General features: G+C 64.9%; 22 protein-coding genes and 1 pseudogene. 11 read left to right on the top strand and 12 right to left on the bottom strand.

What is annotated here, in order from left to right:
- The 4 genes from KGM94_RS10165 to KGM94_RS10150 form a co-directional block, all read left to right on the top strand.
- Positions 1 to 423: IclR family transcriptional regulator C-terminal domain-containing protein (locus tag KGM94_RS10165; protein ID WP_300257790.1), on the top strand; the 423-nt coding region annotated here is incomplete at its 5' end.
- Positions 424 to 599: 176 nt separating this feature from the next.
- Entirely contained in the window at positions 600 to 1,844 is a 1,245-nt protein-coding gene (locus tag KGM94_RS10160; RefSeq protein ID WP_300257787.1) for an ABC transporter substrate-binding protein, read from the top strand.
- Between the two features lie 82 nt (positions 1,845 to 1,926).
- Positions 1,927 to 2,802: a branched-chain amino acid ABC transporter permease gene (locus KGM94_RS10155; RefSeq protein WP_300257784.1), complete on the top strand. Its 876-nt coding sequence runs from the start codon at positions 1,927 to 1,929 to the stop codon at positions 2,800 to 2,802.
- The gene (locus KGM94_RS10150) at positions 2,799 to 5,339 is read left to right on the top strand and encodes a branched-chain amino acid ABC transporter ATP-binding protein/permease (RefSeq protein WP_300257782.1); all 2,541 of its coding nucleotides are present in this window, start codon (positions 2,799 to 2,801) and stop codon (positions 5,337 to 5,339) included. The genes KGM94_RS10155 and KGM94_RS10150 overlap by 4 nt, the downstream gene beginning before the upstream one ends.
- A 6-nt stretch (positions 5,340 to 5,345) precedes the next feature.
- On the opposite strand, the gene KGM94_RS10145 is transcribed toward KGM94_RS10150, so the two are convergent.
- A complete protein-coding gene (locus KGM94_RS10145) occupies positions 5,346 to 6,329 on the bottom strand; it encodes a tripartite tricarboxylate transporter substrate binding protein (protein WP_300257780.1) in 984 nt (327 codons plus the stop codon).
- Positions 6,330 to 6,663: 334 nt separating this feature from the next.
- Here KGM94_RS10145 and KGM94_RS10140 point away from each other — a divergent pair, with 334 nt between their 5' ends.
- The gene (locus tag KGM94_RS10140; RefSeq protein ID WP_366526226.1) at positions 6,664 to 7,395 is read left to right on the top strand and encodes a hypothetical protein; all 732 of its coding nucleotides are present in this window, start codon (positions 6,664 to 6,666) and stop codon (positions 7,393 to 7,395) included.
- Positions 7,392 to 7,658 carry an HGGxSTG domain-containing protein gene (locus KGM94_RS10135; RefSeq protein WP_300257776.1) on the top strand — a complete coding sequence of 89 codons (267 nt, stop codon included), beginning with the start codon at positions 7,392 to 7,394 and terminating at the stop codon, positions 7,656 to 7,658. Before KGM94_RS10140 ends, KGM94_RS10135 begins: the two co-directional genes overlap by 4 nt.
- 91 nt (positions 7,659 to 7,749) lie before the next feature.
- On the opposite strand, the gene KGM94_RS10130 is transcribed toward KGM94_RS10135, so the two are convergent.
- Both KGM94_RS10130 and KGM94_RS10125 read right to left on the bottom strand, forming a co-directional pair.
- Entirely contained in the window at positions 7,750 to 9,204 is a 1,455-nt protein-coding gene (locus KGM94_RS10130) for a hypothetical protein (RefSeq protein WP_300257772.1), read from the bottom strand.
- On the bottom strand, positions 9,201 to 10,535 hold the full coding sequence (locus KGM94_RS10125) for a DUF4365 domain-containing protein (protein WP_300257768.1): 1,335 nt from the start codon (positions 10,533 to 10,535) through the stop codon (positions 9,201 to 9,203). Before KGM94_RS10125 ends, KGM94_RS10130 begins: the two co-directional genes overlap by 4 nt.
- Positions 10,536 to 10,824: 289 nt before the next feature.
- On the opposite strand from KGM94_RS10125, the gene KGM94_RS10120 reads away from it, so the two are divergent.
- From KGM94_RS10120 to KGM94_RS10105, 4 genes are all read left to right on the top strand, one after another.
- Complete coding sequence (locus KGM94_RS10120) at positions 10,825 to 11,160, top strand: helix-turn-helix transcriptional regulator (protein WP_300257765.1); 336 nt, start codon at positions 10,825 to 10,827, stop codon at positions 11,158 to 11,160.
- Positions 11,147 to 12,430 (top strand): type II toxin-antitoxin system HipA family toxin, encoded by a 1,284-nt coding sequence (locus tag KGM94_RS10115; RefSeq protein WP_300257763.1) that lies wholly within the window; start codon positions 11,147 to 11,149, stop codon positions 12,428 to 12,430. Before KGM94_RS10120 ends, KGM94_RS10115 begins: the two co-directional genes overlap by 14 nt.
- Positions 12,431 to 12,716: 286 nt before the next feature.
- On the top strand, positions 12,717 to 13,910 hold the full coding sequence (locus KGM94_RS10110) for a M20/M25/M40 family metallo-hydrolase (protein WP_300257760.1): 1,194 nt from the start codon (positions 12,717 to 12,719) through the stop codon (positions 13,908 to 13,910).
- Positions 13,911 to 13,976: 66 nt separating this feature from the next.
- Positions 13,977 to 15,065 carry a mandelate racemase/muconate lactonizing enzyme family protein gene (locus tag KGM94_RS10105; RefSeq protein WP_300257757.1) on the top strand — a complete coding sequence of 363 codons (1,089 nt, stop codon included), beginning with the start codon at positions 13,977 to 13,979 and terminating at the stop codon, positions 15,063 to 15,065.
- 15 nt (positions 15,066 to 15,080) lie between these two features.
- On the opposite strand, the gene KGM94_RS10100 is transcribed toward KGM94_RS10105, so the two are convergent.
- From KGM94_RS10100 to KGM94_RS10060, 9 genes are all read right to left on the bottom strand, one after another.
- Positions 15,081 to 15,539, bottom strand: coding sequence for a hypothetical protein (locus KGM94_RS10100; protein WP_300257754.1), 459 nt, complete (start codon positions 15,537 to 15,539; stop codon positions 15,081 to 15,083).
- Entirely contained in the window at positions 15,523 to 16,437 is a 915-nt protein-coding gene (locus KGM94_RS10095; protein WP_300257751.1) for a DUF2950 domain-containing protein, read from the bottom strand. The genes KGM94_RS10100 and KGM94_RS10095 overlap by 17 nt, the downstream gene beginning before the upstream one ends.
- Positions 16,434 to 18,101 carry a DUF3300 domain-containing protein gene (locus tag KGM94_RS10090; protein ID WP_300257794.1) on the bottom strand — a complete coding sequence of 556 codons (1,668 nt, stop codon included), beginning with the start codon at positions 18,099 to 18,101 and terminating at the stop codon, positions 16,434 to 16,436. The genes KGM94_RS10095 and KGM94_RS10090 overlap by 4 nt, the downstream gene beginning before the upstream one ends.
- 129 nt (positions 18,102 to 18,230) lie before the next feature.
- Entirely contained in the window at positions 18,231 to 20,120 is a 1,890-nt protein-coding gene (locus KGM94_RS10085) for an ATP-binding protein (RefSeq protein ID WP_300257748.1), read from the bottom strand.
- An 88-nt stretch (positions 20,121 to 20,208) separates the two neighbouring features.
- On the bottom strand, positions 20,209 to 20,493 hold the full coding sequence (locus KGM94_RS10080) for a hypothetical protein (RefSeq protein ID WP_300257745.1): 285 nt from the start codon (positions 20,491 to 20,493) through the stop codon (positions 20,209 to 20,211).
- Complete coding sequence (locus KGM94_RS10075) at positions 20,490 to 21,287, bottom strand: DUF2092 domain-containing protein (RefSeq protein WP_300257742.1); 798 nt, start codon at positions 21,285 to 21,287, stop codon at positions 20,490 to 20,492. The genes KGM94_RS10080 and KGM94_RS10075 overlap by 4 nt, the downstream gene beginning before the upstream one ends.
- A gap of 83 nt (positions 21,288 to 21,370) precedes the next feature.
- Positions 21,371 to 21,784 carry a hypothetical protein gene (locus tag KGM94_RS10070; protein ID WP_300257739.1) on the bottom strand — a complete coding sequence of 138 codons (414 nt, stop codon included), beginning with the start codon at positions 21,782 to 21,784 and terminating at the stop codon, positions 21,371 to 21,373.
- Between the two features lie 27 nt (positions 21,785 to 21,811).
- Complete coding sequence (locus KGM94_RS10065; RefSeq protein WP_300257736.1) at positions 21,812 to 23,047, bottom strand: biotin/lipoyl-binding protein; 1,236 nt, start codon at positions 23,045 to 23,047, stop codon at positions 21,812 to 21,814.
- The gene (locus KGM94_RS10060) at positions 23,040 to 23,480 is read right to left on the bottom strand and encodes a hypothetical protein (protein WP_300257734.1); all 441 of its coding nucleotides are present in this window, start codon (positions 23,478 to 23,480) and stop codon (positions 23,040 to 23,042) included. The genes KGM94_RS10065 and KGM94_RS10060 overlap by 8 nt, the downstream gene beginning before the upstream one ends.
- Before the next feature lie 152 nt (positions 23,481 to 23,632).
- Here KGM94_RS10060 and KGM94_RS10055 point away from each other — a divergent pair.
- A pseudogene (locus KGM94_RS10055) lies at positions 23,633 to 23,905 on the top strand (hypothetical protein); the annotation flags it as partial.

Raw genomic sequence — 23,905 nt, 5'->3', positions numbered from 1 at the left:
GGGCCCGGCGCGTTTCAATTGACCGACCGCGTCGGCGTGGTGCGGCCGGCGCATTGCACCGCGCTCGGCAAGATCATGCTGGCGTCATTGCGCCCCGACCAGTTGAAGCGCTTTCTCGAACGGGTCGAGCTGAAACCGTCGACCAAGAAGTCGATCACCGACCCCGCCGTGCTGCTGCGCGATATTGCCGAGATCCGACGCAGCGCGATCGCCTTCGACGACGGCGAATTCAACGCCGAAGTGCGCTGCGTCGCGGTGCCGGTCTATAATTTCACCGGCGAAGTGATCGGCGCGATGGGCATCTCCGGCCCGATCTGGCGCATGACCGACCAGGTGCTGCAAAGCCGCGCCAAGCTGGTGCAGGCCGCCGCAGGCCGGCTGTCCGCCGAATTCGGCGCACGGGATCTGACGAAACCGTCCTGATGGTCTTCCGCTAACGTCTCTTCCAACAACTCGAACTTGGCTGCGACGCATTTGGCGTTGACAGGACCCATTGCGTCCGGAAATATCCTCCAACAATAGAAGAACGTATCTCACATTGTCGCATAAGCGAGAACGGCAGAGATAACGTCGCGACGTATCCCGGGAGGAGACCAGTGATGACCCGCTACAGCCGACGTACTTTGTTGAAGGCCGGCGCCGCCTTTGCCGGCGCATCCGCGATCGGATCGCCTACCATCCTCAGCGCGCAGGCCGCGCGAATAAAAATCGGCCATCTCGTGCCGCTGACCGGCTTCCTCGGCGCGATCGGCAGCTACGCCCAGCTCGGGGTGAAGATGGCGGCCGAGGAGATCAACGCGTCCGGCGGCATCATGGGCAAGCAGATCGACCTGATGTCGGAAGACTCGGTCAACCCCGCCACCGCCTCGACCAAGGCGCAGCGTATGATCGAGCAGGACGGCGCGGTGTTGCTGTTCGGCGAAATCTCTTCCGCCTCCTCGCTGACCATCATGCAGGTCGCCGAGCGCAACAAGAAGGTGTTCTTCTCGACGGGGGCGCGCTCGGACGCGCTGCGCGGCAAGAACTGCAACAAGTATTCCTTCCACTGCGACATCCCCAACACCGTGATGGTCAACGCAGTCGGCACCGCGCTTGGGCAGAAGGGCATGGTGAAGGGCAAGAAGTTCTTCACGCTCACCGCCGACTACATCTTCGGCCATGACCTGCTGAAGGCGGCGAAGGCCTTCTTCGGCTCGCATGACGCGACCCTGATCGGCGACGAGTTGATCGCGACCGACGTCACCGATTTCAGCCCCTATCTCCTCAAGGTGCGGCAGGCCAAGCCCGACGTGGTCTGCTGCAATCTCGCCGGCAACCAGGTCACCAATCTGGTGAAGCAGTACGCCGAGTTCGGCTTCCCCTACCCGCTGGTCGGCTTCAACCTCAACACCGGCGACGCCTGGGCCGCCGGCGCCGGCAATCTCGGCGGCACATGGCCGACGGTCTGGTATCACACGCTGGAGAACCCGACGTCGAAGGCCTTCGTCGCCGCCTTCACCAAGAAGTACGGCAAGCCGCCGGAGAACCACGCCTGGATCGACTACGTCACGATGAAGCTCCTGGCCGAGGCGATCAACACCACCAAGTCGACCGACAGCGGCGAGTTGATCGCCCATTTCGAGAAGCAGAGCCAGTTCGACATCGGCAAGGCGCGCAAGGCCTATTTCCGCACATGGGATCACCAGCTGGTGCAGGAGGCCTATCCGTTCACGGTGAAGCCGAAGGACCAGATGAAGGACCAGTGGGACATGCTGGTGCTGGGCGATCCGGTGCCGGCGGCGAACGATCCGCTGGAGTCGATCTATCCGACCAAGGAACAGAACCCCTGCGAGATGAAGGCCTGATCGCGCCAGGCCCGACAGCCCAATCGGCCTCAAGCGGCGCCGGTCCGACCGGCGCCGCTTTTGCCAAGCTGGTGAACGCAACATGCAGTTCGAGTTCTTGCTGGAACAGGTGGTCAACGGCCTCGTGCTCGGAGGCTATTACCTGCTCATCGCGCTCGGCCTCTCGCTGATCTTCTCCGTCGGCGGCATCGTCAACCTCGCGCACGGCGCGTTCTACGCACTCGGCGCCTACGTCTTCGTCGAGCTCGTGAAGTACACCGGCTTCGGCGCGGCGGTGGCGATGTCGCCGCTCGTCGTCGCCCTGCTCGGCATCCTGTTCGAGCGCTTCATCCTGCGCCGCTTCTACACCGCCGATCCGATCCTGAGCCTGCTCGTGACCTTTGGCCTCGCAATGGTCGCCGAACAGGCGATCCGCATGATCTGGGGCGCCGCGCCCGTATCCGCCGAGATTCCGCAGACCTTTCGCGGCTCGATCTTCGTCGGCGACTTCCTGTTCTCGCGCTACCGCCTCTTGATCCTGGCCGTGGTAGCCGCCGTGCTGGTCGGCGTCTGGCTCCTGCTGCACAAGACCTCGTTCGGGCGCGTGGTGCGCGCAGGCATCCAGCGGCCGGACATGGTGGCGGCGCTCGGCATCCGCCTGCAGCCCTACATGACCGCGATCGTGATGCTCGGCGTCGGCATGGCCGCGCTCGGCGGCGCCTTCTTCGCGCCGATCACGACGGTGCATCCGGCGATGGGCGCCGACATCATGACGGTCGCCTTCGTCGTCGTGGTGATCGGCGGGCTCGGCAGCTTCTGGGGCGTGGTCATCGCCGCGCTGCTGGTCGGCGTGGTGCGCGGCATCGCCATCCATTTCGAGCCTGCGGCCGGCGAAGCCTCGATCTACATCCTGATGTTCCTCGTGCTGCTGGTGCGCCCACGCGGCCTGCTCGGCGAACGCATCGAGAAGTTCGAATGAAACGCGCCTCCTCCTTCGACCGGCTCGGGCCGCTGCTGATCGCCTCGGTGGCGCTGATCGCGCTGCCCTTCGTGCTGAAGGCGCTCGGCCTCTCCTTGAACACCGGCATCTGGGTCATCGGGCTCGCGATCGCGACCATGGGGCTGAACCTGTGCATCGGCTACACCGGCCTCGTCTCATTCGGTCACAGCACCTGGTTCGGCGTCGGGGCCTATGCGGCGGGCCTGATCCAGCTCCGCTTCTTCCCCGGCCAGATCTGGCTGCCGCTCTTCCTCTCCATCTTCGTCGTCGCGGCGGCCTCGACCATCATCGGCATGCTGATCCTGCGCCGGCGCGGGGTCTACTTCTCGCTGCTGACGCTGGCGCTCGCGGCGCTCGTCTACACCACCGCGTTCCGCTGGACGAGCCTCACTGGCGGCGAGGACGGGCTCGGCGGACTGAAGCGCGGGCATCTCGGGCCGCTCGACCTGGACAATGCGCTCGCCTACTATGTCGTGGTCGCCATCATCGGCCTTGGCGTGCTCTACTTCCTCTTGCGCCTGGTGCGTTCGCCGTTCGGCCACGTGCTGGTCGCGATCCGCGAGAACCAGCTCCGCGCGACGTTCCAGGGCTATCCGGTCGAGCGCTACAAGCTCGCGGTGTTCGTGATCTCAGCCGTCGTCACCGGGCTTGCCGGCGCGCTGATCGGCTTTCTGAACTATCTGGTCTCGGCGGAAGCCGTGTCGGTGCCGCTCGCGGGCGAATTGCTGGCGATGGTGGTGATCGGCGGCATGCGCAGCATGCTCGGTCCCGCGCTCGGCGCGCTGTTCTTCACCCTGTTCCGCGAGCTGCTCTCGATCTGGACCTCGGACTGGCTGTTCTGGTTCGGCATCACCTTCGTCGCCTTCGTGATGTATTCGCCCGGCGGGCTCGTCGGCATCGGCTCGCTCATCATGCGCCGTTTCCGCCCGCACCAGGAAGAGTCCGCCGCGATGAGCCGGCGCAGGATCTATGACGGCCTGCCGCTGCCCGCCTTCCTGCGCCCGGAAGCGCTGAAAGGAACGGTGCTGGAGGTGACCGGCGTCTCCAAGAAGTTCGGCGGCATCCGCGCCGTGCACGATGCGGGCATCAAGGTCGGCGCCGGCCAGATCCACGCGCTGATCGGGCCGAACGGCGCCGGCAAGACCACGCTGTTCAACCTGGTCTCCGGCCTCTACGCACCGGATGGCGGCGCGATCCGCCTCAACGGCCGCGACATCGCCGGCGTGCCGTCGGACCTGATCTGCCATCAGGGCCTGGCGCGCTCGTTCCAGATCACGAACCTGTTCCGGGGCTTGTCGATCTACGAGAACCTGCGGCTGTCGCTGCAGGCCCGCCGGCCGATGCGCTTCAACATCTGGCGCGACATCGACGCCTATGAGGATATCCACGCCGAGACCGCCGAGCTGGTCAAATTCCTCGGACTCGAAGGCATCGAGGAGATCGAGGGCGGCGAGCTCTCCTATGGCGGGCAGCGCCTGGTCGATCTCGGCATCGCACTCGGCTCCAAGCCGCAGGTGCTGCTGCTCGACGAGCCGCTAGCGGGCCTTGCCGCCGCCGAGCGCGAGCGCGTGTCCAATCTCGTCAAGAACATCGCCGCCAACATCCCGGTCCTGATCGTCGAGCACGACATCGACCGCGTGCTCGCCTTCTCGCAGGTCGTCACCGTGATGAACCAGGGCGAAGTGCTGATGTCGGACTGCCCGGAAGCCGTGCGCGCCGACCTGCGCGTGCAGGAGATCTATACCGGCAAGGGCATTCCCGCGGTCGAACACCAGCGCAGCGACGACGCCGTCGCCGACGCCAGGCCGGTGCTGCGCTTCGACCGCGTCAACACGTTCTACGGCAAGAGCCACATCCTCAACGACGCCTCGCTCGACGTGCGCGAGGGCGAGATCGTGGCTCTGCTCGGGCGCAACGGCGCCGGCAAGTCGACGCTGCTCAGGACGCTCGCCGGCCTCGTGCCGGCGGCCTCGGGCGCGATCGAATATCGGGGCCTCGATATCGCAAAAATGCCGGCGCCCGACATCGCGCGTCGCGGCATCGGCTACGTGCCGCAGGGCCGCGGGCTGTTCGCCGGCATGACGGTGCGGGAAAACCTCGCGCTCGGACGCCTCGCCCGCAAGACCGACGGCAGCAACGGCGTGGTGTGGGACGAGGAGCGCATTTTGCACACCTTCCCGCGGCTGAAGGAGCGCATGAACGTCGCGGCCGATTATCTCTCCGGCGGCGAGCAGCAGATGGTAGCCGTGGCGCGTGCGATGTCGGGCAACGTCAGACTCCTGCTGCTCGACGAGCCCTTCGAGGGGCTGGCGCCCGCCGTGACGCTCGAGCTGTTCAAGGTGTTCGACCAGTTGCGGCGGCACATGTCGATCGTGATCGTGGAGCACAATCTCGACCTCGTGCTCGCGCTCGCCGACCGCGTCTTCGCGCTGGAGCGCGGCGCGGTGTTCCACCAGGGACCGGCGACGCCGCTCCTGACCGATCTCAACTACCGCAAGCAGATTCTCTGGCTCTGACTACGCCTACTCCGCCTTGATGTTGGCGGCGGCCACGACCGCGGCGAGCTCCTTGGTCTCCCGCTCGATCTTGGCGGCATAGTCCGCGGCGCTGAGCACGCTGACGACGCCCTGGGTTTCGAGCTTGTCCTTCGCGGTCGGATCGGTCGCGGCCGCGGTGATCTCGCGATGCAGGGTCTCGACGACGGGCGCGGACGTGGCCTTCGGCACGAGGAAGCCGACCCAGAACGAGATGTCGAAGCCGGGATAGCCGGCCTCCACAACCGTCGGCACGTCCGGCAGCGCCGGCAGCCGCTGCGCTGACGACACCGCGAGCGCGCGCAGCTTGCCGGCCTTGACCAGCGGCACGGCAGAGAGCGGATCGAACACCGCGAGCACCTCCTGCGCCAGGAGGCCCACTTCCGACGCCGAGCCGCCGCGATAGGGCACGTGGATCATCTTGAAGCCGGCCTTCTGGCTCAACAGCTCCATGGCGAGATGGGCGAGGTTGCCGTTGCCGCCCGAGCCGTAGGCGAGCTCGCCGGGAGCAGCCTTCGCCGCCGCGACGAGGTCCGCCACGGTCTTGATGCCCGCGGTCTTGGGATTCTCGGGGTTGACCACCAGCACGAGCGGCGCGGACACCACGGTCGTGAGCGGGGCAAAGTCGCGCTGCACGTCGTAGCGGACGTCCTTGAACAGCGTCGGATTGAGCGTGATCGCCGAGGAGTTGGTGGCAAGCATGGTGTGCCCGTCGGGCTCGGCGCGGGCGGCTGCCTCGGCTGCGATCATGCCGTTGGCTCCGGCGCGGTTCTCGACCACGAAGGGCTGGCCCAGCTTGTTGCCGAGCCGGTCGGCGACGATTCGCGCGACGACGTCGACCGGACCGCCGGCGCTGAAGCCGACGAGAATCTTGACCGGATGGTTCGGATATTTTTGCGCGCCCACCTGCGCCGGCAGCAGCGCAAGGGACACGCTCGCGATGAGCGTCAGGTTGCGATGTGCTCGTTGCATGTCGTGCATCCCCCGTCGGCGTACTGAAAAATCAATATCCGACGCGGCGATTTTCGCAATCGCATTCCGTGCACGCGCCCCGGGCCAATTCCACCGCACGGCACGAGGCGTGCACCGGCTACCGCCGCCGGCCAGCCCCACCAAAATCCGAGGTTCAACCCCATGCACAGTGGATCGACCGGGCGGCGCGATGTTGCGATTTTTCCGAATTCAACTTGACACGTCGGGCAAATCAGGTGCAATATGGCACCATCGCGCAATCCGGCAGCCACGACCCGCTCGAAGCGGGCGCAGCGTTGCGGTTGTGCGCCAAATCCTCATTGAACGATTGACCTTGCACCTCGGCACGCGGGCCCCTGCCCGCGCGCCCGTGCGCCTGCACGAAGGAGACGACATGACGACGGCAGCAAAGCGCGACCACGCGACGGCGATGACCACGCAGACCGGAAGCCGGACTGCGGGGGCGCCGCGCATCAAGTTTTCGCGGCGCGGCTTTTCGATCGACCATCCGGATCCGGAAGCCGGCGCGCGGCTGATGACCGAAGCGCTCGGGGCCGGGGACAGCGAGGCGATGCACGGCTTGCTGCGGCAACTGGTGCGCGCCAGCGTGAGCGGGCAGAAGCCCGACAAAACCTGCGTCGCCTTCATGCTTTCGACGGTGAGGAGCATTCAGCCCAGGGACGCGATCGAGGCCATGCTGGTGGCGCAGATGGTGTCGGTGCACGTGATGGCGATGCGATGCGCGTATCGCCTGGCGAGCGGCGACGACGTCGTCGCGCAGGACAGCGCCGCGCGGGCGTTTGCGCGGCTGGCCCGCACCTTCCCGGCCCAGATCGAGGCGCTGAGCCGCTACCGGAGCAAGGACGAAGCGGGCATCACGGTCAAGAACCTGTCGGTCCAGGACGGTGGCAGGGCCATCGTCGGCAACGTCACCCAGCATGCGAGCGTGATCGTCGGCGACAAGACCGCGGCGATCGGGCCGCCGGATGCGCTGATGGCCGTGCCGCTCGAGGTCGGCGAACGAGAGCCTCTTCCCCTCGACGCCGAACCGGCCGCCCGGGCATGAACGGTTCACCCGGCAACACCCGTGCGATGCGGGCGAGCCCGCGCTGCGGCGCCAAGACCCGCGACGGAGCCGCCTGCCGCGCGCCGGCGATGCGCGGCAAGCGGCGCTGCCGCATGCACGGCGGCGCGAAGGGTTCGGGCGCGCCGCGGGGAAACCGAAACAGGTTCAAGCACGGCCGTTTCGGCGCGGACGTGATCGCCGAACGGAGAGAGATACGGGTGTTGCTAGGGGAAGTGCGCAGGCTGTTGGGGGAGTTGAAATGAGTTGCGAGGATGCGCTGCCACAAGACAACAAAGGACGCGATGCCATTGTCACAATCAAGTGCACTGCGACCGCAATTTTGGGGCTGACATCTTACGAATAACGGCGGAAATCCGATGAGACCGCCGTTCCGAACTCGACGTGCTTGAGAATACGCCCCACTTCCCGTGCGGCTTTGATCGGCGCGGGAAGCTTTTGGTCAAATTGCGTCGTGTTCCAATTTACTTTGGTTAGTGCGAGGATGTCTCTTGCGAGCGTGAGCAGTTTGCTGTCCGAATTCATATGCGGCACGAGCAGCAAGGGACGCGGCACCCGTAGGCCAGGAAACGTTCCGTAGAACGGCACGCTGCCACGGGTGTAGAGAAGGCCCTTGCCATCCAAGTCGACAAAAGTCCCTCGAAGGACCGGATAGTTTCCTTCCCGGAAGATTGCGATCGGCGAACTTTCCTGCACCCATACAAGGTCGGACATCTCGATGCCGAGTTTCTCAAGACCGGCATCAATTCCTTCTGCCTCCTCGGGACGGAAGCGCGAGGTCTTCAAGACCACCACACGGGCAGGCACGTGCCGGTGATGCGCCTTGTAGGCGGTGATGGACTGCGCGACCAACTCTTCAGCGTCCTTTGCGGTCAGGTATGGATGGCGGCCCCGCGTTTCTGTCTGTGCGCGGGCACCGCGCAGGATAAGTCCACGGCCCCGCTCATCGAACATCTGCGCGGTACTCGTCCAAAGTTGTTGGCCATCGAGATCGCGATAGAAGCCAATGCCGAGGAAACTCGTCCGGTATTCCGCCTGATCCGGCAATAGGCGCCATGGTACCTTGCCCGCCTTATAGAAGAGCGCGTTGAGAAGATTCCACGCTCGGGTCGCCTTCACCTGCGTCTGCCGATTGCTCTCGCGTTTGACCTTCCGAGGGATCTTCGCGGCATCGTCCCACGTGTCCGGCCAGACGATCTGTGTCGGCACCGGCAGATGAAGCGTTTTGGCTTTGAGCAGGTCGCGGAAATTGAGCATACTACTCCCGTCATCCTCCTCTTCTGCGCCTTCGGCCTGTTCTTCGCTCTTGGCGTTGACGAGCTTTTCGATTAACGGCACCGGCAGAGCCAGCACAATCACGTCGGGCTTGGCACTGCCTTCGACCAAAGCCGAGAGCTGTGAAGTAATCAGTTCAACTGCATGGCATACAGCCTCGTCGTGGCGGCCAATACCTGTGATGTCTTTGACCTGACGACGAGAGATCGTGGCGGTTGCGCCGTCCGGCACCTCGAACTTGCAGCGAAACGGGTTCTGGTTGCCAAGACCTGGAAAATCTGGGTTGAGATTGATGAGCTGCTTGTTTCCGCTCTCGATGCCGCGCGCGGTTTCCTCCAGGAATTCCGTGAAACCCGCAACCGTTTCGTCCGTTCCGATAACACCAACACGGACAATGTCGCCCGAGCGCGGCTGCAATGGACCATATTCCCTCATGCCTTGCCGAGGATCGCAGTGCTGGCCGCCATCGCCGAATTCGAGCATCGGCTCATCAAACACATGCGCCTTGAAAATCATTCGACGCCGCCTTCCTCGAAGAGGTCCAGCGCCTCCATTTCATTTGCGCGCGGATCGGTTCGGTTCCACGAAGACTCGGGCACTGCTTGAGATAGCTGGATCAGCGGGAGGCGCTCGAACTGCAACAATGGCGCCGCCGTATCGACATCGAACAGTCCGATCTCATGCTTGCCGCTCTCGACCAGTAGGTGCTGCCACATCATTACTTGACCACGCACCGCGGCATTGCGTTCGAGGCGCTTCTTGCCTGCAAGAAGCGCCTCCGGGTACCGGTGCGGCTGAAATCCGTCCTGAGTGAAATAGAAATCAGGATCGACAACGACAAACCATTCGTCGGCAAGACGCTCAAACCGCAGATGCGCCGCATGATGCCGTACGTAGCCACGGCCTTCCTTCTTCTTGCTCGCATAAGCGCTAACAACCTTCGCCGACGTTTCATTGACGTTTGCCATGTAGCGATAGCTGCGCGACTTGCTCTTGCCGGTCGCCTTGAAGTGAAACAGCCGGTCTTTCCGTAGATAAAAGAGCTGCGCTGATGTCTGGTGCTCGACCGCTCGACGCAACAGGTCCATCGTGTCATTCGTGTCGTCCAGCTCATCGTTTAACGCGAGGAGCTGGGTATCAACGGCCTCGACCTGATCGAGATCGACGATAGCACGGGTGCCGTATTCTCGGGGATCAAAGAAGGAAACGAAGCGCCGTTTGCGGATCACCCAGTCGAACCGGATATTGTCATGCTTGACCAGCTCGGGCACTGCATCGCGCCCGCTGCCGAACGGCGACGTGGCAATGAACACCTCGTCGGGTAGCTTGATGCGCAGAAGATTGATGATTGCTTCTTCGCCCTGATTGAGCGGCGGCAGGAATACGCCGGGCGTACGGCGGTCGATAGTCAGCTCGCCGATCCGGTCAGCACATCGGTCGTCGAATATGTCGGCGCCCTTGTCAAACTTCAGGCGGCGCTCCTCTCCCTTGACGCAGTCGGTGACATCTTTCCAGTAGGCCGTCTGATCGGATTTGCGCCAAAGAACGATGATCACGGGGATATTGGAGGTGCGCCAATATTTGAGATCATCGGGCTTGAGCAGGTATTCAAACCCGCGACCGTCCTCGCGGATATATTGTCCGCTCTCGGTGGATTTGACCTGAACGCCGAGCAGCTTGCCAAGCGGCGTACCACTCTTCGGATCACGCAATTCGATAATGCCGTCGGTGCCCGCTTCAAGGCGGCCACGCGGTTCATAAATGAACTGCATCTCAAGGACGAGCTTGCGAACAGCGGTTTCGCCGAGTTCGCCCAATGTCTGATTGTCCGTGATTCGTTTGCCCATTCTTCAATCATAGGTGGTTTTTCTGGGCGAGCGAGAGAATTGTTCTCGTTATGTTTCTTTTGGGTGGACTAAGAAATCGGTTCGAGTGCGTACGCCGTCGAGCGAGTTGTCCAAAATGGCTCTGGGCCAAGCTGCGGGCCTCTGCCGACGTATCGGCGAGCTGATCTTGAGCTATTAATAGACCAAATATTTCTATATGGACTGTTTATAGATCGCGTATTTGGCATTGGCTTAGAAATCGCCTATAAATAGACCATTTAGATGAATATGGTCCGTTAGTAGATCAGATATGCCCAAGACCTCGCGCCCCTATTCCCGCTATGCCAAGGATGCGGCTGTGCTCTTGGGCCAGCTCATCCGCAAGGCACGGATCGACAGGCGGATGACGGCCGAAGAGCTCGCCGGCAGGGCGGGCGTTTCGCGCGGACTCTTGCGGCGCATCGAGAACGGCGATCCCGGCTGCACACTGGGTGCCGTATTCGAAGCCGCAGCCATCGCGGGCGTGCCGCTGTTCGACGCAGACGAGCGCGTCCTTTCCGCCGCCCTCGCCTCGAACTCGACCTTGATGACGCTCTTGCCGAAATCCGTCCGCACTCCTCGCGAGAGGTCCGATGACAACTTTTGAGAAGAAGCCGACAGAGGCCTTCGTATGGGTGTGGCTGCCAAGCGCGACCGCGCCCGTCGTGGCAGGCCGACTGTTTGCCGCGGGCAGTCAACTTCTCTTCAACTACGGACGTAGCTATCTCGCGCGAAGCAACGCGATCTCGCTCTACGACCCGGAACTGCCGTTGCGTAGCGGCGTGCTTCCCCTGACGCCGGGGTTGATGATGCCAAATTGCATCCGCGACGCCGCGCCGGATGCCTGGGGCCGTCGCGTCATATTCAACCGCAAATTCGGCCAGAGCGGCAAGAACATCGATACCGGGGAGATCGACGAGCTGACCTATCTCCTCGAATCCGGCTCGGATCGCATCGGAGCGCTGGATTTCCAGCACTCGGCGGAAAGCTACGTGCCGCGGGAGGCCTCGGAAGCCTCGCTCACAGAGCTGCAAGCCGCGACCACGCTGGTCGAACAGGGGCTCCCGCTCACGCCGGAGCTCGACCGGGCGCTGCTGCACGGAAGCTCGATTGGCGGCGCCCGGCCGAAGACGCTGATCGCGGCGGGTCATCGAAAATACGTTGCCAAGTTCTCGTCGCAGAACGACCTCTATAACGCCGTCAAGGCGGAGTTCGTGGCGATGCGGCTTGCCGCGAAGGCGGGCCTTGCCACGGCCGCCGTCAACCTTGAGCGCGCGGCCGGAAAGGATATCCTGCTCGTCGAACGCTTCGACCGGAAAAGGGCCGACGACGGATGGCAGCGCCGCGCGATGGTGTCGGCACTAACGCTGCTCGAGCTCGACGAGATGATGGCGCGCTACGCGAGCTATGAAGACCTCGCGACGATCATCCGCCACAGGTTCACCTCGCCCAAGGCGACTCTCCGGGAGCTGTACCGACGGATGGCGTTCAACATCCTCTGCGGCAATACGGACGATCATGCCCGGAACCACGCAGCGTTCTGGAACGGAAAGGATCTCTCGCTGGCACCAGCCTACGACATCTGTCCCCAGGCCAGGACTGGTGGCGAGGCGACCCAGGCCATGTTGATCACCGGCCAACGACGCACCAGCCAGATCTCGGTGTGCCTCGAGGCGGCGCCGCTCTTCCAGCTCGACGTCAACGACGCGACTGCGCTCATTGCCGGGCAGATCAAGGCGATCAAGCGGTCCTGGAAAGAGGTCTGCGGCGCGGCGGCGCTGTCGGAGGTCGACCGCAATTTCCTCTGGCGGCGGCAATTCCTCAACCCGTTCGCCTTCGTCGACGCACCGGAAGCCCTCGTCAAGCTCGCCGAATGAGGGCTCGTACGGCCCGATACGCGACAACGCGCAGACCGGTCACCCTCGCGTCGATCGTCATGCTTGAACGAGCCGGTGGACGGAAGAGCTCCGACTCCGGCACGGCGGATATGCCGTTCCAATGCCGATCGGCGGCTTCCGAGTTCGGGGCTCGCCGGCCGCTCAGGTTGCGGACATCGTCGATGTGGGTCGTGTCATGCGCTCCGGACCCGCCGGGGTCTTGCGCAACGAGCTCCCGCGAAGGATGCTCCCAGCTCCCGCCTCCCGTCCATCCAAGGAACAGCCCATGCCCGTCGACACAAAGGCCGCCACCGACCGCCTCATGCGCTTTCTCGCCGTGGAGGGCGTGACCGGGAAGGAGGCTGCGATCGGCCGCGAGCTCGCCGCCGCGCTGCGGGAAAACGGCGTACCGGATGACGCGATCCGGCTCGACGACGCCAATGCGCGCATTCCCGTACCGACCGAGACCGGCAATTTGATCGTCGACCTGCCCGGCCGCGGCGCGCTGCACAATGCGCCGCGGATCATGTTCATGACCCACATGGACACCGTGCCGCTGTGCGCCGGCGCGAAGCCGAAGGTTTTCGGGCGCAGAATCGTCAACGAGGCGAAGACCGCGCTCGGCGGCGACAACCGCTGCGGCTGCGGCGTGCTGGTGACGCTGGCGGCCGAGCTGGCGAAGCAAAAGCTCGATCATCCGCCGCTCACGCTTCTGTTCTGCGTGCGCGAGGAGAGCGGGCTCTACGGCGCGCGGCACGCGAGAGCCGAAGACCTCGGCTCACCCGTGATGGCCTTCAATTTCGACGGCAGCGCCGCATCCAACGTCACCATCGGCGCCGTCGGCGCGGATCGCTGGCAGGTCGAGATATTTGGCCGCGCCTCGCATGCCGGCGTCGCTCCCGAGCGCGGCATCAGCGCGACCATGATCCTTGCGCTGGCGCTCGCCGAGGTGAAGGCCGGCGGCTGGTTCGGCAAGGTGGTGAAGGGCAAGCGACAAGGCACGAGCAATGTCGGTCCCGTCACCGGCGGCGAAGGACGGCCCGCGGGCGACGCCACCAACGTCGTCACCGACTACGTCCATGTGCGCGGCGAAAGCCGCAGCCACGATGCAAAATTCTTCAAGGAGATCACCAAGGCCTACAAGGCCGCGTTCGAGAAGGCCGCCAGGCGCGTCACCAACAGCGCGGGCAAGACGGGCCGCATCAAGTTCAAGGCCGAGACCGACTACTATCCGTTCCGGATGAAGGAGAGCCTGCCGGTGGTCAAGCGCGCGGTTGCGGCCGTCTCCGCCGTCGGCGGCACGCCTGCGATCCGTGCCGCGAACGGCGGGCTGGATGCGAACTGGATGGTACGCCACGGCGTTCCGACCGTGACCTTCGGCGCAGGCCAGAACGAGCCGCACACGATCGACGAATGGATCAACCTTAGCGAATACGACCGCGCCTGTGCGCTTGCGGTCCAGCTCGCGACGATGCGGTGAGGAAGACCGTTGCCGGACGGCGCCCCTCCGCATAATCTCCAACGAAAACGCGCGGGTGGAAGCAACATGGCACGCATCGCAACGACCGAGACCGGACTCTACCGGATCCCCCTTCCCGTCACGCTCTCCGACAGCACGCATGGCGAGATCGGAGCCTTCGAGCTCATCACCTGCCGCCTGCGCGATGCCGACGGCGCCGAAGGCGTCGGCTATACCTACACGGTCGGCCGCAACGGCGGCGCGATCGCCGACATCCTGCGACGCGAGATACCGGAGCTGGTCGAGGGCCGCGAGGCCGACGATACCGAGGCCGTCTGGCATCATGTCTGGTGGGGCCTGCATTATGGCGGGCGCGGGGGGCCAAGCGTGCTCGCACTCTCCGCGCTCGACATCGCGCTGTGGGACCTCAAGGCCCGCCGCGCCAAGCTGCCGCTGTTCCGCCTGCTCGGCGGCTATGATGCGCGAGTGCCCTGCTATGCCGGCGGCATCGACCTCGATCTCGGAATCGAGGCGCTGCTGGCGCAGACCGACGGCAATCTCGCAAAAGGCTTTCGCGCCATCAAGATGAAGGTCGGCCGACCCGATCTCGCCGCCGACGTCGCGCGCGTGCGCGCGATGCGCGGCCATCTCGGCGAGGGCTTTCCGCTGATGGCGGACGCCAACATGAAGTGGACGGTCGAGGAAGCGATCCGTGCCGCCCGCGCGTTGGCCCCGTTCGACCTCACCTGGCTCGAGGAGCCGACCATCCCCGACGACGTCGCCGGCCACGCCCGCATCCTCGCCTCCGGCGGCGTGCCGATCGCGGCCGGCGAAAATCTGCGCTCGCTGTGGGAGTTCAAGAATTACATCGCGAGCGGCGCGGTGTCCTACCCCGAGCCCGACGTCACCAATTGCGGCGGCGTCACCTCGTTCATGAAGATCGCGCGGCTGGCGGAAGCGTTCAACCTGCCCGTCACCAGCCACGGCGCGCACGACATCACCGTGCATCTGCTCGCGGCCTGCCCGAACCGCTCCTATCTCGAGGCGCACGGCTTCGGGCTCGAGCGCTACATCGCCCATCCGCTGGTGCTCGACGAGGGCATGGCGCTGGCGCCGATGCGGCCGGGCCACGGCGTCGACTTCGACTGGAAGGGTCTGGCGCAGCTCGCCGGCTGAGCCGGCTGGCAGCCATCACTTCATCGAGATCGTGATCTGGCTGAGATTGGCGGCGAACTCCATGCCGGCTTTCGGACCCTGCAGCACGATCGTGACACCCTTGTCGTTGCGCAGGTGAACGCCGTTGATGCCGCCGACCAGCGCGGCACCGCCCCCTACGGAGCTGTAGCTGCCCGCGAAATCGCCGACGTGCCGGATGCCGGAAGCCCAGCCGTCGAACCGGCCCACGGTGGCGCCCGCCGTGATTCCGAAGCTGACACCGGAAACGCGGAACGGATATCTGTGGCCGCGCCAGATCAGTTCGCCGCTGCCCGCGCCGCCGCCGACCAGCAGCCCCGCCTTGACGATTTTGACCCGAACCTGACCTGTGGCCTGCGCCAGCGACGGCGTCACGTCAAGCGCGACCGCCGCCAGCGCAAGCGCCGCGAGGATGAAGCGGCGGAGCACGTTCCGGCGCTCAGGGTTTTGCGGCATCGACCTTCTTCCAGGTCTGGTCCGGATCGAACTGGATCGTGCGCTTGGCGACGAAATCGGTCCGCCCTCCCAGATCCTTCTGGTAGACGACGCCGGCATGATTGACCAGGAAGGTCATGACGCCGGAATTGCCGTACTCGGCGGGCCAGGCGATCAGCGCGAAGCCGCCGATCATCTTGCCCTTGACGACATAGTTGAGCGCGCCGCCGGGCGCGTCGGATCCCTGCGCCTTGAGGATGCGGAAGTAGTAGCCGTGATAGGGCGCGCCCTTGCCTTCGAGCTTGTAGCCTTCATCGGAGGCCCGCGCCTCGAACTCGCCGAGCGGGCTGGGCTCGCCGTCGCGCCAGAACAGGCCATCCTTCTTGCCGGGGCTGGAGATGAAGCGCTGCGCATAGGCGCCGACGCCGTCGCCGCGATCCTTCTCGGCATATTCGGTCTGGGCGTCGACATAGGCGAGACAGGTCTGGATCGCGTCCAGCTCGTTGCGACCGATGCGGCGGTACAGGATCTCGCGACGACCTTCCGCGGTGTCGAACTCCCAGCCGCTCCTGGTCTTGAACAGCGGGATCGGGAACGGAAAGTCATCGTTGCCGAGGAGCAGCGTGGCCTTCCTGTCGCCTTCCGTCTTGATGGAATGCCTGGCATCGTAGGCCGCGTTGAAACGCTTGAGCGTCTCGGCGTCCGCGACCTCGTCGCCGGACGACACGATGTCCTCGGCATCCTTGCCGAGCACCTTCACGATGGCGCTGCCGGAGCCGCCCTTGGCCGCGGCGGCGAGCGCCGCCGCCGCCTCGTCCGGCGACGAAAAGGACTGCTGCGCCTGGGCGGCCGAGGTCAGCAGCGCGAGCGCGATGAAGCCCGGCAGGGCCCCGCGATGCAGCGAGTTGAACATGGTCATGGCGTCACCTCCGCAGGAATCCTCGCGCCGCCGGCGAGCCAGTCGCTGTAGGTGCGGAACTTCAGGCCGAGCTTCTCGTAGTAGACCCGCAGATAGCCGTCGCTGCCGCGCGTCACGGCCTGCGGCATCACGCTTTCCACCTCCTGCGCCATGACGCCGACATAGGCCTTGTGGCTGCCGAGATAGCTGAAGCGGTAATAGCCGAGACCGTTGGCGAGATGGCCGAGCAGCACGATGTCGTGCTTCAGCGCGATGTCGGAGCGCCGGCCACCGCCACCGCCGCCACCACGGCCGCCTCCCCCGCCAAAACCTCCGCCGCCTCCGCCGCGCATCGCCGCACCGCCGCCGCCACCACCGCGCGCGGCCATTCCACCACCACCGCCGCCACCGCCGCGCGGCATGCTGGCCATGCTCGATCGCCCGCGAGCAGAAGCCGCCGAAGCCGCCCGGCCCGACGACACGTTCATCGCTCCGCCGCGATTGCCTCCACCGGCGGCGCGATTGGCTGTGCCTGCGCCGCCGCGATTGGCGGCCTTTGCGCGGTCGCCGCCGCCTTTGGCACGGTCACCGCCGCCTTTCGAACGGTCAGCGGTTCCGGCCCGATTGCCGCCACGGTCGCCTCCACGATCTCCTGCACGATCGCCTCCGCGGTCACCCGCGCGATCTCCTGCCCGGTCGCCGCCACGGTCGCCTGCACGATCTCCGACGCCGCCCTGATCGGGACGCAGCACCTGCTGGCCGTCGCGGCCGCGGAAATTCGCGCGGTCCGCAGCACCGGCCTTCAGATTGTTGTTGCCGAATTTCTGCTGGACATTGGTGTTGCCGTAACGCACGCCCTGGCGATGCGCCGGATTGTGCTGCCAGCCATTGCCGATGTTGGTGGTACGGTGATTGACATAGACGTTGCGGTTGCCCCAGTTGCAGCCGCCGCCCCAGTAATGGCCCCAGCGTCCGATCGCCCAGCCCGCGCCGAAGGCGAGACCGGCGGCGATCACGCCCGCGCCGATATAGGGCGGATAGCCGAAATAGTACGGCGGATAGGCCGCGTAGGGCCATGTGCCGTACACCGTGGCCGGATCGTAGTACGGCACGTAGACGGTGCTGGGGTCGGCCTGCTGGATGACGACCACCCGCTTGTTTTCCTGGGTCTGGACACTGACCTTCTGCTGCTTGGTGGTGACGAGCTTCTTGTTGTCGTAGGCCTTGGTGCGCAGGCGCTGGATTGCGTCCATCACGTCCGGCTGCTGTGCGAGGAAGGCGTCGCCGAGGTTCTTGGTCCACTCGAGCTTGTCGCTCATCATGGTCAGGACGTCGGCAGTGGAGGCCAGCGCCTTGACGCTGTCGTCCCAGGCCTGCTTGTCGACCTCGGCCTTCAGCGCATCGCCTTTCAGTGACTTGCGCTCCTTCAGCCAGCGGTCCGCCTGTACCACCTCCAGCGGATAGGTCGAGGCGGCCAGCACGTTCGCCAGCAGTTCGTCGGGATAGAGCGCAATCGGCGCGACCAATGCTTCGACCTGCTCGGGCTTCAACAGTTCGGCAGCCGGCGCCGCCGGGCTTGCCGGTTGCGCCTGGGCCGCCGGCTTGTCGGCCGTCTGGGCCGAAACGCCGACCGGCACGGCCAGCAACAGCGCAAGCGCGATCAGGGTCTTGCCGCAGCGGATCATCATCGCCTCCATGGGAGTCACCTTCTTCAAGCATGGTTCAGGCAGGGCGCCGTTTTGTTGATCGAGATCAATGAAATGGGGATCCCCTGCGGCCATCGGCGGGCGGTCGGCCTGCTGCGGCGCGAGAGGCTAGCCGGCGATCGGGAGCCTGACCGTGAACAATGCCCCGCCCAACGGCTGGTTTTCCGCGGAAATCGTGCCGCGATGCGCCTCGACGATGGTTCGGACGATCGCCAGCCCCATGCCCATGCCCTCCGGCTTGGTAGTGAAGAACGGGTTGAAGACGGTCTCGAGATCGCCGGTGGCGATGCCGGGGCCGGTGTCTCCGACCCTGATCTCGGCAAACTGCCCGGCACGTCGCGTCAACACGATGACTTCGCGCTTCCCGGCGCTGGTTTCGGACATCGCATCCAGCGCGTTGAGGATCAGGTTGAGCACGACCTGCTGGAGCTGAACGGGATCGCCCCTGACGTGGAGGCCCAAGCCCGCAGGCGCATAGAAGCTCAGCGTGACGCCGCGTCCCGCCGCCACATCGGCCACGAATCCCATCACCTCCTGGACCGTCCCGTTCAGCTCGATATCCCTGAGCTCGAACGGGGTCTTCCTGAGCACGCTGCGCAGCCGCCGGATCACCTCGCTGGCCCGCTGGTCGTCGCGTCTGATGTCGGCGAGGATTTCACGGATTTCGTCGAGGTTCGGCGAAGCGCCTTTCAGCATGAGCTCAGCAGTCTCGGTGTTGGTGAGAATGGAGCCGAGCGGCTGGTTCAATTCGTGCGCGATGGATGTCGTCAGTTCGCCGACGGCCGAATAGCGGTTGACATGCGCGAGCTCCGCGAGGCGCTGCCGGGACTCGACCTCGGCGAGACGACGCTGGCGACGCTCGCGCAGCAATCCACCGATCAGTGCGGCCTGCACCAGGATGAGGGCGGCGGTCAGCGCCAGCTGCCAGCGGTATCTCTCCCAGACGCCCGGCTCGCGAAACAGGATTTCGCTACCCCGCGGAAGGCTGCTTTCGCCGATGCCCCAGCGCTGCATCTCCCGCCAGTCGTATTTCGGCGGCGCGTACCGGAGCGGCTCGAACCTGATATGGCCGGGCTTCTCGCCGCCCAGGATGCGGGTCACGGCGTCGACGGTCCTCGCACTGGAGTCGGCGATCGAAAGCATGGGGCCGCCGATCGTGTCGCGGCCGAAGAACGCTTCCTGGTAGGAGAAGATCGGCGCGTTGGCGACGGCGTGCAGGCTGCGCAAGGCGAGATCGCCATCATGGGCGACGCCGGCCGCGTCGACGGACATCAATCCCCAGAACAGCACCGTGTGCGGCGGAAGTGCCGACGCCCGCTTCAGGATGTCCTCGAACGAAAGGTCCGCATACCAGTCGAAGGCGACCCGGCCTTCCATGGGCTTCAGCTCTCGCTTCAGTTCTTCGAGCCAGAATCTTTCCAGGGGCGAGGCGCCGATCACGACGGCGATCCTCTGCGTGTCCGGCATCACCTTCAGGATACTGCCGAAAACGACCACAAAGTCGTTCTGAACCGAAATGACGGTGTCGTTGTCGGTGAGTTCTTCGCGATTCACGAGCCGCTGCTCGATCGCCGTCATCACCAGCGGCGTCCCCGGAAAGAGCTGCCCGCGATATTTCTGAACGAAACGCGCCGCCGGCGCTCCGATGCTCATAACGATATCCGGCGGGCTGACCTGGTAGAGCGAGCGCAGATAGTCGACGAACGGCGCTTCCGGGCCCGGATTGTTGAACCGCGCCGTCAGCAACGTGTGCTCCTGGATCTCCAACGCGTACGCGGATTGTCGCTCGAGCGCAGCCTTGATGCTGCGGGCATATTCGCCCCACGGCCGGAACTCACGCCCGAAGGAATGCAGCAGCAGGATGCGCCTGGGCGGGCCATGCTCGGCGCTGTCAGCCGATTCGGGCCATGCGAGGATGGCGAGCAGGCAGATGCACAGGCGCACGCCGAGCGCACGCCACGACCGGTCGATATCGGCAATGGAGATGCGCCCGCTCATGCTTTTCCCGGCCGTCCCGGACATCGAGACGGGCGCCATCACAGCACAATTTCGACCCGACCGCACCGGGGCCGGCAGCGGCGGCGTCTCAGCAGCGCGTCACGATCCGGCCGTAGGCGTCCACGACCTGCACGCATCCCGGCGCATAGTAGGCGCCGGCAGCTCCGGCCGCCGCACCGACGGCGACGGCCCTGCGCGTCGTCCTGCGGGCGACGCCGGCATAGCTCATCGGCGTCAGCGGCCGTCCCACCCTCGCCTGGGCTTCGGATACGAAGCCGTGCGCGATGATTCGACTGGTGTCATTCCAGAACAACCCGGCCACGAACGCTGCCGTGGCGGCGGCGCAAAGCAGGACTTTCCTTGATGCGATCATTTCTTGGCTCCTGACGGTATGCCGGGGGGAAGCTCGTCGAATTCGGCCATGGCGGCGGAATCGAGTTCCGCCTTGGTTGCGCCGGCCGGCGGCTTGAACACGAAGGTGTCGGGATCGCTGAAGCCGTCCGTCTTCCAGTCCCTGATCCGCAGCGTGTATTGCGGCGCAGCGGCCAATGTCTTGCTGGTGATGACGTATTTGCGCGGAACGGGTTTGGCGCCGGCCTCGATCCATATCTGCCAGTCGGTGTCGGCGTTGCGGAAGGCGAGATGTTCGCATTCGACGCCGTCGACCACGCCCTGGCCGATATGCTTGCCCTCGATCGCGCCGGCCATCAGCTCGTCATAGGCGTTGGAGAGCAGAAGATCCGTGCCGGGCATGCCGACGCCGGATCTCGCCTGCATGCCGTCGATCATGCCGTCGATCGTGCCGGGCGCCTCCGCCTGCACGTAGGATTTGGCGTTGTTGCCGTAGATCGAGATCGTCTTGCCGTCATAGACCAGCTCGACGTCGGCATAGCCGCCGGTGCGGCGCACCCGCAGCTTGTCGGGCCGGCTCAGCTTCATCTCGCCGGAACTCGTGAACTGAATCTTCTGCAGTTCGGGCGTGATGATCTCGATGTCGCTGTCGAACGACGCCGACAGCGTCTTCTGGCTGCCGAGATAGTCGGTCATCGATTTGAGTATCGTCGCGGCATCGTCCGCACGGACCGGCGCCGCCGCAAATAGCAGAACCGCGACCGCGGTTCCCAGCGTCGCACGGAACCGGGTCGGAAGGAGCGTCTGAGGTTTCATGTCGGGCCTCCTGGATGGTGGCCCATTCAGGCGCGTCCGGCACCGGCCAGCTTGACATGAATCAAGCCTTCGTCCGACCGAGGCTATTTCGACGGACAGCGGTGGTACCTGATCTCGAGGTCATCGAGGCCCGGAAACAGCCGCACGATGCTGTCGGCGTCCAGCGCCTTCACGCTGAATTGAACGCTGGACAACATGATGTCGGTGGCGCAGGCCGCGACCAGATTGGCGCTCGCGCCGTCGTCCTTCCGCGTCTTGACCTTGCAGCGCGCGAACTTGCCGATGAGCTGATCGCCATCGACGATGAAGCCGCCGCCATAAACGTCCGACATCTCGGTGAAGCCGAGCCTGCCTCCCTCGCGGGTGAACACCTTGTCGCACTGGTCGGCGCTGGTGGCCCAGGCGCCATTCAGATCGACGGCGCCGGCCGGGGCGCCGGCCGCGAGGAACGAACCGAGCGACAGCGCGGCGGCGACGAACTTCCAGCAAGCGGACATACGCTATCTCCTCTTGATCGTCGCTCGTCAGTGCCCGCCGCTGAAAATCAGCGTCTTGAACGGCAGCAGCAGGGCCTGGATGCGCAGCAGCAGCGCATGGACGAATCCGATGCCGTCGATGACGTGCAGGAAGACCTTGCGGCCGGTCGACGTCTTGGGGTCGATGATCTCGTCGTGATTGCTGGTGTAGGCATTGACGATGCAGGTGCTGCCGGCCGTCACGCCGTCGAGGCCGCCCTTGTAGAGCGGCTCCATGAACGCGAGGATGGTCCCTGGCTTGGCGAGATTCTGCAGGTCGATGAGTTGTTCTCCGGAACGAAACTGGCCGGCTGCGATGTAGTCCTGCACCGACGTCACGACCAGCGGAATGACCACCCACGGCTTCGACACGCAGGTCGCCTCGGCGACCATGCCCTCCCTCATCACACCGGCCTCGATCTGGCCGAAACCGGCTTGCAGCCGCTTCCGGCCCGCGCCTTCGGGAATCAGGACTCCCGCCGGCCGCATCAATTGATTGACGACGTCCCCGACGCGAACGAGGAACTGCTCGACCCGACCATCGACGCCGGCACGGACGAAGGTCTTGTCGAGATCGACCTGCGCCTCCCCAAGCGCGGCCTCGGCGCTCGCCTTTTGCGCCGGCAACAGCGTCGAGACCTGCAGGGTTGCCGCTTCCTTGGTTGCCGCCGCGGCATCGATGCCAGCCTGACGCTGGTCGACCAGCACCTGGAGCTTGTCGATGTCACGCTGCGGCACGATGCCGGGATTGCGGCGCTGCAATTCCGTCTTGACCTCCAGCTCGTCCTTGGCCTGCTGGTAGTTGGCCTTCGCTTCCTGGATCTGGGCCTCGGCCTTGACGACATCGGCTCTTGCCGTCGCCATCGAGGCATCGACCTCGGCCACCTTGCGCCTCGCCGTCTCCAGCGCCGCGGTCTGCTTCGAGTTGTCCAGCCTGAAGAGGACCTGTCCCTTCTTCACGTCCTCGCTGAATCCGACGTCGACTTCGGCGACGCGGCCCGAACCCTCGGGCAGGATCGGGATGGTCCGGAACAGCAGCCCGGCATTGGTGGTCGCCGGATGGAAGAAGAAGACGCTGGTGATCAGCGACACGGTCAGCATCAGGCAACCGGTGATGCCGTAGCGAAGCTCGAACCACACCGAGAACAGCGTGATCTCCTTGCCGAACCGCTTGCCCTGGACGTAGCGGCGATAGAGGTAGTCGGGAAGGATGGTCACCAACGAGCAGATGATGAGCTCAAGCATGGCTGTGCACCTTGTCGTCGGCATGCGCGTTCTGATCGTTCGCGCCGGCCGACGTTGCGGCCGCCGCCTCCGTCTCGCCATCGGGCGGCGGCCCGCCTGCGAGCCTCTCCACGGAGTCCGCGATGCTGCGAAGCGGCGTGCTGAAATCCGGCAGATCGATCAGCGCGAGCAGCAGCCCGGCGATCCAGTAGATGTGCTCATGGGTGAACAGCGAGATCAGGCCCAGCACCGCGACGATCTCGAACTGCAGCTTCTGCGTCCTGTGGGCCATCCGCTCCGGCAGGCTGTGCAGATGCCAATAGAAGAGGCCTACGCCGAAAACCGCGCCGATCAGGATGAAGCCCGTCACCACCATCAGCACGTCGGTCTGGCCCGGCGCGACGATGAAGAGGGGAAGATGGTGAGGGCCCATCGGATGGAGTTGCTCGCTCAAACGCTCTCTCCCGCAAGAATTCGAAGCCGTGGCGGTTCGATCGCACAGTGGGGTACCACGATGCCGATTTGCTTGATTTGAATCAAGGGACTGGAGTGCGGGCCGCCTAGCTTCGGCCGAACGCTGAAACCAAGCAGCAGGAGCCATCAGCCATGTCTGCCAACCTCGACGATCTGATCCCGAGTGCCACCCAGATCCGCAAGGAAGCGGCCCTCAAGGAGGCGGAAAAAGCGGAAGAATATGCCCGCCTCGCCGCCGCCGCCGAGGCGGAGAAACGCGCCCTGATCGAGCGGCTCAGCAAGCCGTCCGGCAAGACCGAGGAAGAGAAGATCAAGCTCGCCTCGACCGTGATCCAGCGCGCGGTGCGCAACGGACTGACGGAGGTCCAAGTCTATCGTTTCCCCAACACGCTGTGCACCGACAAG

The sequence above is a fragment of the Bradyrhizobium sp. genome, assembly GCF_028868675.1.
Lineage (GTDB): Bacteria > Pseudomonadota > Alphaproteobacteria > Rhizobiales > Xanthobacteraceae > Bradyrhizobium.
The sequence above is the reverse complement of the archived record's forward strand: the minus strand, read 5'-3'. Positions and strand labels throughout refer to the sequence as shown.